Genomic DNA, 11,217 nt, shown 5'->3' with positions numbered 1-11,217 from the left:
TTGACGTTCTCTCCCCCTAGAAGGGGAAGATTCTTTCACGGGAACACCAAACTTAGGCAGCGCTAAGCGCGCCAACAAGAGGTTCAGCTTTAACCGGACTACTTAGGGTCACGTCGGGACCGTCTACGCAAGCCGGTGTAGGCAGCGACTCACGCCGCATCCGCTTGCGATACTTGGGAGCGCACTGCTGATGTGCAAACGTGAATTTCTCTGGCAATTGGAGATGTTTGTGCTTTTTACGGGCTATTAAAAACCCTGCCTTCCCATCCCTGTGACTTTTGAATCCACATGCCTTGCACGAATAGATGCGCCCCTTTGGGTGGTTTTCTGAGCCACACTCTGGACAATTTTTACTAGTGCCACGCTCGTTCACGAAGCACGATTTGATGCCTGCTTCTTCTGCTTTGTATTTAAGATACTTTTTAAGCGTTCCATACTCCATCTGAGAGACTTTCTGACGCGCTTTTTTGTTGAGTCGGCGGTGTTTCTTGGTGTTCTTCTCGACGCCTTTAAGGTCACCGACTACAATATCGCTGATACCTTTCTCAAGGCACCAATTAATCGCCTGCCGGGTCGATTTGTGGAGCATGTCGCGCACCTGGTTGTCGGTGCGGTTCCGCAAAATGGCCTTGGCTCGTATCAACTTCTTCCACTGCCTGCTCCCCTTCTTGCACTTGCTAATGCGTCGTGAGAGCTTTGCGAGTGACTTGTTTCTCCACTGTTTGGCAGCCCGGATGGTACGTCCGGAAACGATTAGGCCCTCACCATCTTCAGCAGTGATAGCAACTGGATGGATTTCACCGAGGTCGATACCGGCTACCAGTCCATCGGTTGCCATATCGGCAATCTCGTATTCTGCGGTGTATGAAAAAACGTACCCTTTTCCATCCCAGATCAACTCGGCAGTGTTGATCTCGCGATCCGGCTTTATTCCAGTGTATAGATAGTTTCCGTTGCTGAGAGACAACCGGATTGTCCCATCTTTTTGTATCTTTATCGCCATCTGCTTAAACGGAATCGTGAGGTACGTCTTCTCGCGGTATGGATAACGGGCTTTCTTGTCGCCTTTGCGTCGAAGTTCGGCGATGGTATCTCGGTTGGCGCAGTATTTGTCAGTGAGTGCTTGGACGCTCTGGGAGTGGAGCTTAAATCGGTTTTTCGTTTTTGCTTGGAGGTCGCTTTTCGAGATCCATTTACCATCGTTATCGCGATAATGATTATTTGCGAGAACAACGATCTCGTTCCAGCAGGCAGCAGCTTCCATTTGGTGTTCTCGCACCATGTTGGCTTGTGCGACATCAAGGCGAAGCTTTATCTTTCTTGCCTTGATCATGAAATTTTACTCCACTGATTCTCGATGTATCTCTTTACGACATCGACTGAAGCCGACCCCAGTGTTGAGCAAAAATAGGAGCGACTCCAGATGCGTCCGCGCTTCATCAGCTTTGGGAATTTTGCGGCAACTCGTGCGCCGCTTTTTGATTTCAATCTAGCAACGATTTCCGCAGGACTAAGTGCGGGGATTGCGCTCAGAGAAATGTGGACGTGGTCTGGCATAACCTCTAGCGCGACAATCTCGCAGCTCAAATCTGTAGCAACATCCTCTAGGGCTGCTTTAACAACCTCAACTGTCGCAGGTGTATCCAGGATGCCTTTGCGGTATTTAGGGCACCAAATAAAATGGTAGCAGATTAGGAACTTTGCATGACGTGTTGAGTTGTATGTGGTGTTCGAGCCAGACATTGCTAGAATAATTACATATTCTCGAATTAAAAGCAAGGAGTGTTCAGCCTATCATCCCCCTCTATAAGAGAAGGCTTTCCCGGCTATGCTCTGTAAATACTGATCTATGGTCCATAAATCATGAAGGAATCGTAGGCATATGTTTTCTTTCGATTCCATTGCGCTCAAGGGGACGGATCATTTCTTAATGATGGATCGCCCTAATGATTTCAATAATGCATTTGAAGAGTCGTTGCTTTAAGTTGGCAAAATGATCAATTGTGCGATAACGGTCTCGATATCCGCCTACATCAGTCATGTCCTTAAATGGTTATTTTTAGATAGCCACAAAAGCGTAACAAAAAGGCAATAAACACATATAACAGTCATCGATCATCCGCAGCATATAAACTAAACGAGCCCCCTGTTCGCCATCTCAATGGCTCGTTTTACCCCGCGGGCTTTATTCAAGGTTTCCTGATATTCCATCTCCGGGTCGCTGTCGGCAACAATGCCGGCACCGGCCTGAAGGTAGAGCTTATCCTTTTCGATCTGCAGGGTACGGATAGCGATCGCCAAGTCCATGTTGCCACTGAATGAAAAGTAACCGACTGCACCACCGTAGACCTCGCGGCGACACGGCTCCAACTCGTCGATGATCTCCATCGCCCGGATTTTCGGCGAGCCGGAAAGAGTCCCGGCCGGGAAGGCAGCGCGGAAAACGTCGAAAGCGTCGAGCCCCTCGCGTAGCTGACCACGGACGTTGGAGACGATATGCATGACATGGGAGTAACGCTCTATCACCATCAGTTCGCTGACTTCGACAGTACCGCCGCGGGCAACCCGACCGACATCGTTTCGTCCAAGGTCAACCAGCATGATATGCTCGGCCAGCTCCTTCGGATCGGCCAGCAGATCCTCTTCCAGCGCCCTGTCCTCAAGGGTATCCTTGCCGCGCGGGCGGGTACCGGCGATCGGCCGGACATCTACCTGCGCCCCTTCCTTACGCACAAGCACCTCAGGGGAAGCGCCGACCACCAGCGATTCACCAAAGCGGAGGAAAAACATATAGGGGGAGGGATTGATGGTACGCAGTGCACGGTAGATATCAAAAGGATCTGACTGCAGGTCACCGATAAAACGCTGCGCCAGCACAACCTGGAAAATATCGCCAGCGCGGATATATTCCTTGCAACGCTCTACCGCCGCCTTGAACTTCTCTTTTTCGAAGTTCGGCACCAACTCTTGCTTGCCGTCACCGGTTTTCGGTTGATCGACCAGTGCCAGCGGTTGCCGCAAGCGCTCGATCATCTGCTCGATCTGTTGCTGCGCCTCGGCATAAGCCTGCTTCGGATCCTTGTCGTTCTGCAGATGAACATTGCAGACCACCTTCACCTTCTGGCGCATGTTGTCAAAAATCAGCAGCCGCTCAGTGAGCATGAAGCATGCGTCCCAACTATCAATCTGCCGCGGGTTACTGTCGGGTAACTCCTCGACAAAACGCACCATGTCGTACCCGAGGTACCCGACCGCACCACCAAAGAACCTAGGCAGCCCCTCCACCTCAACCGGTTCAAACTCAGCCATCAATTCACGCAACTTGTTCAGTGGGTCAGCGCAATTGCCACTGGCAACTGTTTTGCCGTCTGACAGGACCTCATAATAGTTTTCACGACTGCGAAAGACCCGTGCCGGGCCGCTGCCAAGGAAAGAATAACGCGCCCACTTCTCGCCTCCTTCAATCGACTCAAGAAGAAAAGAGGTTTGTCCGTCATCGATTTTTCGGAAGGCGGAAACCGGAGTTTCCATATCGGCGAGAATTTCGCGGTAAACCGGAACTAGGTTCCCTTGGGTTGCAAATCGACAGAAGTCGTTTTCAGATGGGAAATACATATGTCCAATAACTCAAAGTAAATGCTATGCAAAAAACGATTTAGTACCATTAGAGCTGGATCGAAGTCAACCAAACAGACCTCCTTACAGCCCTGAAAACCATGCTCTCCTCATCGCAATATTAACAAGTCTAAACGATAACTCAGCACACAAACCGCGTCCACACCTAAAAAGACACGCCAAGAGTGAATAAAACATATTTTGACATTTTGCCAAAATAGAGAAAGTCAGATTTTACCTACCTCCAAATATAATCTAACATTAAAAGAAAAGGCCTGTCGCACTACGAAAGCAGACAAGAATGCCAAAAACCCACGGCAAACAAATAAAAAAACAAACGCCACAAGAACTTTTTTTAAACGGCGTTCTACATACTGAAAATAACCCACAATAACGGTTTTTTCTCTTTTTTTTCATGGTCTTATCAATCTAGCATTTTTTACAACATCTATCCATTTACATTCATTTGCGGTCAGAAAATAAAAAACCATATTGACAACTCTATAACAGCGTATTACTGTTTTTCCATCGATGGATAAAAAATATATTAGAACTTGCTAAAGCGAAGTGCCGGTTTAAAATTTCATAACCAACCCACAAGGGGACACACGACATGCCGACTAGGGAAAAGGACACTTACTGCATCAGATCAGTAGAAAATGCCCTGCTCCTGCTTGAAGCGCTTGCTGAGGAGGACTCCAAATGCAGCCTATCACAGCTAAGTTCCAAGCTCGGCATGACCAAGGCAAGCCTGTTCCGCCTGATGGCAACCTTCGAAAGCCACGGATACGTAGAACGCGGACACAGCTCAAGTGAATACAAGCTGGGACTGGCCGCATTTGAAGTTGGCCAAAAGCTTCTCTCTCGCATGGGCCTACTTCACAAAGCCCGGCCAGTCATGAGCCAACTCGTCCGCCAATGCAACGAAACCGTATACCTTGTTATTCGGCGCGACAACGACGCCCTCTTCCTCGAAATGGCCGACAACGACCAGAAAGTCAAAGTCGTCCCCCTCAACGGTCGCCGCTTCCCGCTGACCAGTTGCGCCGCAGGAAAAGCCCTGCTGGCGTTTGACGAACTAAACGATATACCCAAAACCGAACAAACCCCACAACTAGAGGAAGAGCTGAAATATTGCCGCAAAAATGGATTCAGCGTCGACAAGGACGGCGTCGGCGAAGGCAGCACCTGTATCGCCGTTCCACTCTTTAACGCCGAAGGAGAATCATGCGGATGCATTGCCATGGTCGGCCCGAGCTTCCGCATGGACAACAGCACCATCAACAACCAACTTCTCCCCGCCATCAAAGCGGCCGGAGAGATGGCTTCGGCGCGACTGGGACACATCGGCCCAGAACTTAAAAACAAGCAGCCGGCGACCGCAAACAACTAGCGTCATGAAACGATTGCCTTAAAAAAATAACGTGGTTCTATTTTTGATATTGACTGTTCCTTGTAATGCAACTATCTTTGCCTATGAATTTTAATAGAACAGTGTTTTTAAATTTACCGATTATTTCAAAAGGCTGCAGAAATAATTCGAGAACAAGTGGGATAAAACAACTTTTAAAGAAAGGAGGCATAGTGGCACAAAACCAGAAACTCCAGGGGCCCGGCACTTGAACCAGCCCCATCAAAAGTTCATTGCTTAGCGGTTTGCAGTTCAACCATTTATTTTGAGGAGGTTTTTATGTCGCAACCCAAAGATATCAGCCAATACTGGCCAACAGTCCTGAAACTCATCGCCACCGTTCTAGTGGTTTGGGCTCTTGTCTCCTACGGCGCCGGCATCCTTTTCGCTTCTGCGCTGAACAGCATTTCCCTGGGTGGCTATCCGCTCGGATTCTGGTTCTCGCAGCAGGGTTCCATGTATATCTTCATCGCCCTCATTTTCATCTATGCATGGAAAATGGGCAAAATCGATGAAGAATTTGACGTCCACGAAGACTAAGGAGGAGCAACGATGAGTCTACAAGCCTTAACCTATCTTATTGTTGGTTTGACCTTTGCGATCTATATCGGCATCGCAATCTGGTCGCGCGCAGGCAGCACCAGTGATTTCTACGTTGCCGGTGGCGGCGTCCACCCTGTTTTGAACGGTATGGCGACTGGCGCCGACTGGATGTCAGCAGCCTCCTTTATCTCCATGGCCGGCTTGATCGCCAACATGGGCTACGGCGGCTCGCTATTTCTGATGGGCTGGACCGGTGGCTACGTTCTGCTGGCAATGCTGCTGGCACCCTACCTGCGAAAGTTCGGTAAATTTACCGTGCCGCAGTTTGTAGGTGACCGCTTCTATTCCAAGGGCGCCAGCACCGTTGCGGTTATCTGCCTGCTGTCCGCTTCGCTGACCTACATCATCGGCCAGATGACGGGGGTCGGTGTTGCGTTCTCCCGTTTCCTAGGCGTTTCCAACGCAACCGGTATCTTCATCGGTATGGGTATCGTTTTCATGTACGCCGTTTTCGGTGGCATGAAAGGGATCACCTACACCCAGGTCGCCCAGTACTGCGTCCTGATTCTCGCCTACACCATCCCGGCGATCTTCATCTCGATGCACCTGACCGGCAACCCAGTTCCGCAACTCGGCCTTGGCTCCGACTTGGCGGGGACCAGCGTCCCCCTGCTCACCAAACTTGATCAGGTTGTCACCGACCTCGGTTTCGCTCAATATACCACCAGCGTTCGCGGCAACTTGCTCAACCAGTTTGTCTACACAGTTTCGCTGATGATCGGTACTGCTGGTCTGCCGCACGTTATCGTTCGCTTCTTCACCGTTCCCAAGGTTAAGGACGCCCGTGCTTCTGCTGGTTGGGCGCTTGTCTTCATCGGCATCCTCTACACCACCGCTCCGGCTGTTGCTGCCATGGCAAAAATGAACCTGCTCAGCACCATTAACCCGGGGATTGTTACCGGTGCCGACATCACTGCTGCGGACGCACAAATCCGCTATGAAGACCGTCCTGATTGGATGAAGCGTTGGGAAGTTACCGGTCTTTTGAAGTTTACCGACAAGAACGGCGACGGCCGTATCCAGTACTACAACGACAAGTCGACCGATCCGAAGTTTGCCGCTGCCGGCTGGCAAGGAAGTGAACTGAATGTTAACGCCGATATCATGGTTCTCGCCAACCCGGAAATCGCCATGCTGCCAAACTGGGTTATCGCACTGGTCGCAGCGGGTGGTCTGGCCGCTGCACTATCGACCGCTGCCGGTCTGCTGCTCGCTATCTCCTCGGCGATCTCTCACGACCTGCTGAAAGATATGTGGATGCCTGACCTCTCCGAGAAGGGCGAACTGATGGCTGGTAAGATCGCCATGGCCTGCTCGATCTGCGTCGCCGGTTACCTCGGCCTGAATCCTCCAGGCTTCGCCGCCGGTACCGTTGCTATAGCCTTCGGTCTCGCAGCCAGCTCGCTGTTCCCCTGCCTGATGATGGGTATCTTCAGCAAGACCATGAACAAGGAAGGCGCCATCGCTGGCATGCTCGCCGGTCTCGGCGTAACCATGCTCTACGTTTTCGCCCACAAGGGTGTCTTCTTTATCAAAGGGACTGAGTTCCTCGGTCTTTTCGGTGGCGAAGCGAACTTCTTCTTCGGCATCGAGCCGAATGCATTCGGTACCATTGGCGCAATCGTGAACTTTGCCGTGGCCTTCGCGGTCAAGAATATGACCACTCCGGTGCCTGACCACATCGCTCACATGGTTGAAGATGTGCGAATCCCGCGTGGCTCAAAAGCTGTTGACGGAGCACATTAATAAATTCATGTGCAATTGTAGATCGGATTTGTAATCTGATTGGATTTCCCCCGCCGCACGGCGGCGGGGGGAGATTTTCCCCTCAAGAAGAATAAGACAAAGCAACACAAACCGCCCAGAAAGGGCAACAGGAGATTTGGGATGATTTTAGACGTTAGTGTTGTTATGACCTGGATTTTATTTCTTGCCCTCTTCCCGATGGCCTTTTTCTGGATGCGCCGGGCATATCGAATCTTTGTCAAAAAAAATTATTCCGAAGTTGCCCTGAAAAAAGGGGAATCCCCGGCCAATCCGAAAAAATGGGCACCGATCGTCGGTCTGCTCAACTTGGCAAGTGGGGGTCTCTGCATCTACGTCATCTCCTTGGTCCTTCTCGGGATCGCACCGTACGATGAATGGAGCGCCTACGCTGGCCTGACCATCTGGGGCAAAATCATTGCCGACTTCATCATCAAGATGCAGGCCCACCCGATCCAATTTGGTAAAAAAAAGGATCGTAAATCGAACAAGACCTGCGCCGCTTAATACAGGACTCGCACATGCAATAGCTTTCACCTCGACCATTCCTGTGCTAACATCCTAATAAACTGGAAAGGCTTCCTAAAGATGGAAGCCTTTTATGTATCGTTTCCACTCTATTGTTTCGGGAACATATCGGATGGGCCTGATCACCAAACTTCGCGACACGGAACCCTTCAACCTGCTCCCCGAAGAGGTTGTTGAACGGATCAATCAGGCCGTCACCATCCAAAAATACCCTGCCAGAACCCACATCTTCAATCAACATGATCCACCAACCGGCTACCTTTATATTGTCAAACAGGGCGAAGTGGAGATTGTCGCCCTGTCCCCCGGTGGAGTCGAGATGGTTGTCGACCGCCGGAAAGAAGGTGCCTTTTGTGGCGGCACCCCAGTTTTTACCAACGAAGAGTACACTGCTGGAGCCCGTACCGTCAGCGACGCAGAATGCTACCTGATTCCACAGGAGCTACTGACGGAAGCAGCTAAAAGCTACCCACAGATCAGCCAATACTTTACCCGTCGCATCCACTCACAGATTCGAAACCTATACTCGGAAATTGTTCGCGAACAAACCGACCATTATCAAGCACGGATGGAAGCCTATCCGTTCCAGAAGCGACTGGTGGAAATCATGAGTTCGCCAGTCAAGACCTGCCCACCAACAACAACAGCACAACAAATAGGCCGCCTGATGCTCAAGGCATCGGTCGGCTCGGTACTGGTTGTTGAAGAGGGCAAGCTGATCGGGATCATCACCGAAAAGGATCTGGTCGCGAAGGTCATCGCCCCAGACCAAGTCAATAACCACACGGCCATTGCCCGTGACCTGATGACCCCGAACCCACATTGCTTGGCGGCAGACAACTACATGTATGAAGCGATGGCCTACCTTGAAGGGCACCAAACCAAGCACCTGCCGATCCTCAGCGGCGATCGGGTAGTCGGCATTGTCACCCTGCGTGATCTGCTGCGCTACCGCAGTCAGAAAACGATGTTGATGATCGCCAAAATCAAAGAGGCCAGCTCAATTGCCGAGTTGAAAAAAATTCATGCTGAAATAGTAAAAATTGCCAAAATTCTGCTAACCGAGGCGCGCTCGACAGTCGATACAATGGAGATCCTCTCCTACATTCATCATTCTATTTTGCGGCGGGGCTACGAACTAATTTTGGCGGCAATGGAAAAAGAAGGACAAACCCCGCCCGACATCCGTCACTGTTTTATTATCATGGGTAGCGGCGGACGCAAGGAAATGCTGCTCGGCCCTGATCAGGACAACGGTTTTATCTACGAAAACTTCCCGGATGAACAGCGTGCGGAAGTAGATGCCTTTTTCATCCCTTTTGCAGAGAGGTTGGTAAATGCATATGCCGAAATTGGCTACCCACGCTGCAACGGCAAAGTAATGGCCAACAACTCGCTGTGGCGAGGAACCCTCAGCGAATGGCGCAACCGGATCACCGACTGGATCAACACTCCCGAGCCGCAAAAGGTTCGCTACTCCACAATTTTCTTCGACTTCATGCCACTGGTCGGTGATCCGTCACTGTGTCGAGGGCTGACCGATATCGTCCAACAACAGATCAGAAGATTTCCACTGTTCCTCTATCACATGATGGAACTTGATTTCAAACACAAGGTTCCCCTCGGTCTGCTCGGCCGGTTCATCATGGATAAAGAGGTCAAGGGAAAGATCTCCACCAAGCAGACCGGCAGCATCTTCATCGTCGACTGTATCCGCATGTTCATGTTGCAAAAACAGGCCGAAGCGACCACCACCTTCGAACGGCTCGATCAGTTGGTCAAGCTGAACGTCTTCAACATCGACACAGCCGAACATATCAAAGCCGCCTACGAGGCATTTACCTACTTGCGCCTCCGCAATGAAATCGCACTGGTCGAAGGCGGGCAAAAACCATCACATTACCTCGATCCTTATGCACTAAGTAAAGACGAGCAGGAATTGCTCAAAGAAGCGTTCCGTGTCGCAAGCAAACTGCAAGTCTCGACGAAGAGGCATTTTAACGTCGGCTGATCAGACATGCTGATGGTCAGGAATCGATACGCAACAAGAAAAACAATCGTCCAGAAACCGCAATAACTGAGTTCCTTCACCACGTTTCTAAATGATAGCACTGAACAAAACCGTAGTTTCTTTTCAAAAACTTGGCTCTATAAAAGCTTTCTATGTTCATAACTATTATCTTTTCACTATTGATATATCCTATAAATTTTAAACATTTGAAATTTTCTCTCACAAGGAAGGTTTTCCCCTCCAGCCAAAAACTCTCCGCATTTTTATAGTAGACAGTTAAGGGTTTTGCAAATTTCTTTAATCGGGAGAGCGGGGACAATGAGCAGTATTCAAATTCATGGGACGAAGCAATCCGCCACAGTAGATTCTCCAGCAGCAACCAGATGGAAATGCTCACCTTCTGACTGACCGACGGACAGTTGTACTGCATCAATGTCTTTACAATTTTCCAAATCCTGAAATATCCGAAACGGATCGACAAGATTCCGCAGTCACATCTAGCAGTCAAAGGCGTGGTCTCTTTTCGCCGCCAAGCGATTACCCTTATCGAAGTTTCTGAAGCGGTCGGCATGGATAAAGTCGATTACCAGAACGAACTCACCTACCTTGTAGTCTGCGAATACAACTATTAGCTGAATGCTTTTGGGTTAAACAGCCTGAAACCTTGCTAATAAGAGGCTGGGAAGAGATCAATAACCGGAAGTCTTTCATGCCCCTTCGGTTATAGCCATCGACTATGCAGATGATTATGAAATGATCCAGATCCTGGATATCGAAACCGTGTTGGCGGAAACGTGGTCGGCATGGAAGTCTAACTGGAACAGGAGGGCATAGAGCAGGTGGCAAAGCATTGTATCGGTAAACAGGTATTGTTGGTGGATGATTCCAATTCGGACATGTCGCTGATACAAAACACAATGGAACGCCTCAGTGTTACTTTCATCGATTTTAACTCCGCCGTCAAAGTGCTTTCTTATTTGGAGAAGGAGTTCGTACCTGGACAGGCACAGAAGATCTATCTGATCATTTCTGATATGGAAATGCCGGGCATGGACAGGTTCGCCTTTACGCACAACCAGCGCGAGATAAAAGAACTGGCCGCGACACAGATCGCCCCCTGCACAGTTCGATGAACAACCCGACCAACCAGCAGAAAACGGAAGAAGCCGGAGCCAATAAGTTCATTCCCAAATTCGATCCGGAAGCGTTCAGCGAGTTGGTGTTACGTTTCCCCTTTAACACAACGGCAGCCGCCCCCAACTGTGCAGTTGGGGGCGGCTGCCGT

The 11,217-nt window shown here is 50.1% G+C and carries 10 protein-coding genes; 7 read left to right on the top strand and 3 right to left on the bottom strand.

The annotated features are described in order from the left end of the window. Positions 1-52 precede the first annotated feature (52 nt). From Q7J88_RS04200 to trpE, 3 genes are all read right to left on the bottom strand, one after another. On the bottom strand, positions 53-1,333 hold the full coding sequence (locus Q7J88_RS04200) for a transposase (protein ID WP_303720903.1): 1,281 nt from the start codon (positions 1,331-1,333) through the stop codon (positions 53-55). Continuing rightward, positions 1,330-1,743 carry an IS200/IS605 family transposase gene (gene tnpA, locus Q7J88_RS15350; protein ID WP_369681969.1) on the bottom strand — a complete coding sequence of 138 codons (414 nt, stop codon included), beginning with the start codon at positions 1,741-1,743 and terminating at the stop codon, positions 1,330-1,332. The genes Q7J88_RS04200 and tnpA overlap by 4 nt, the downstream gene beginning before the upstream one ends. A gap of 390 nt (positions 1,744-2,133) precedes the next feature. Beyond that, positions 2,134-3,615 (bottom strand): anthranilate synthase component I, encoded by a 1,482-nt coding sequence (trpE, locus tag Q7J88_RS04195; RefSeq protein WP_303720902.1) that lies wholly within the window; start codon positions 3,613-3,615, stop codon positions 2,134-2,136. Between the two features lie 613 nt (positions 3,616-4,228). Here trpE and Q7J88_RS04190 point away from each other — a divergent pair. From Q7J88_RS04190 to Q7J88_RS04160, 7 genes are all read left to right on the top strand, one after another. Next, positions 4,229-5,008, top strand: a complete 780-nt coding sequence (locus tag Q7J88_RS04190) for an IclR family transcriptional regulator (protein WP_303720901.1) — start codon at positions 4,229-4,231, stop codon at positions 5,006-5,008. Between the two features lie 297 nt (positions 5,009-5,305). Then, positions 5,306-5,566 (top strand): DUF4212 domain-containing protein, encoded by a 261-nt coding sequence (locus tag Q7J88_RS04185; RefSeq protein ID WP_303720900.1) that lies wholly within the window; start codon positions 5,306-5,308, stop codon positions 5,564-5,566. A gap of 12 nt (positions 5,567-5,578) precedes the next feature. Then, complete coding sequence (locus tag Q7J88_RS04180) at positions 5,579-7,375, top strand: sodium:solute symporter family protein (RefSeq protein WP_303720899.1); 1,797 nt, start codon at positions 5,579-5,581, stop codon at positions 7,373-7,375. A gap of 141 nt (positions 7,376-7,516) precedes the next feature. Beyond that, positions 7,517-7,900: a hypothetical protein gene (locus Q7J88_RS04175; RefSeq protein WP_303720898.1), complete on the top strand. Its 384-nt coding sequence runs from the start codon at positions 7,517-7,519 to the stop codon at positions 7,898-7,900. A gap of 133 nt (positions 7,901-8,033) precedes the next feature. After that, positions 8,034-9,932, top strand: a complete 1,899-nt coding sequence (locus Q7J88_RS04170; RefSeq protein ID WP_303720897.1) for a DUF294 nucleotidyltransferase-like domain-containing protein — start codon at positions 8,034-8,036, stop codon at positions 9,930-9,932. A 419-nt stretch (positions 9,933-10,351) separates the two neighbouring features. After that, positions 10,352-10,564 (top strand): chemotaxis protein CheW, encoded by a 213-nt coding sequence (locus Q7J88_RS04165; protein ID WP_303720896.1) that lies wholly within the window; start codon positions 10,352-10,354, stop codon positions 10,562-10,564. 207 nt (positions 10,565-10,771) lie between these two features. After that, positions 10,772-11,065 carry a hypothetical protein gene (locus tag Q7J88_RS04160; RefSeq protein WP_303720895.1) on the top strand — a complete coding sequence of 98 codons (294 nt, stop codon included), beginning with the start codon at positions 10,772-10,774 and terminating at the stop codon, positions 11,063-11,065. Positions 11,066-11,217: the final 152 nt, after the last annotated feature.

The sequence above is a fragment of the Malonomonas rubra genome (assembly GCF_003247215.1).
Taxonomy (GTDB): Bacteria; Desulfobacterota; Desulfuromonadia; order Desulfuromonadales; family Geopsychrobacteraceae; genus Malonomonas; species Malonomonas rubra_A.
This window is presented reverse-complemented; position numbering and strand designations above follow the sequence as displayed.

Excerpts from the sequence above, each read along its gene's own strand:
- Q7J88_RS04190 (WP_303720901.1), top strand. The coding sequence starts at position 4,229 with ATGCCGACTAGGGAAAAGGACACTTACTGCATCAGATCAGTAGAAAAT.
- Q7J88_RS04185 (WP_303720900.1), top strand. The coding sequence starts at position 5,306 with ATGTCGCAACCCAAAGATATCAGCCAATACTGGCCAACAGTCCTGAAA.
- Q7J88_RS04180 (WP_303720899.1), top strand. The coding sequence starts at position 5,579 with ATGAGTCTACAAGCCTTAACCTATCTTATTGTTGGTTTGACCTTTGCG.
- Q7J88_RS04200 (WP_303720903.1), bottom strand. The coding sequence starts at position 1,333 with ATGATCAAGGCAAGAAAGATAAAGCTTCGCCTTGATGTCGCACAAGCC.
- Q7J88_RS04175 (WP_303720898.1), top strand. The coding sequence starts at position 7,517 with ATGATTTTAGACGTTAGTGTTGTTATGACCTGGATTTTATTTCTTGCC.
- trpE (WP_303720902.1), bottom strand. The coding sequence starts at position 3,615 with ATGTATTTCCCATCTGAAAACGACTTCTGTCGATTTGCAACCCAAGGG.
- tnpA (WP_369681969.1), bottom strand. The coding sequence starts at position 1,743 with ATGTCTGGCTCGAACACCACATACAACTCAACACGTCATGCAAAGTTC.
- Q7J88_RS04170 (WP_303720897.1), top strand. The coding sequence starts at position 8,034 with ATGGGCCTGATCACCAAACTTCGCGACACGGAACCCTTCAACCTGCTC.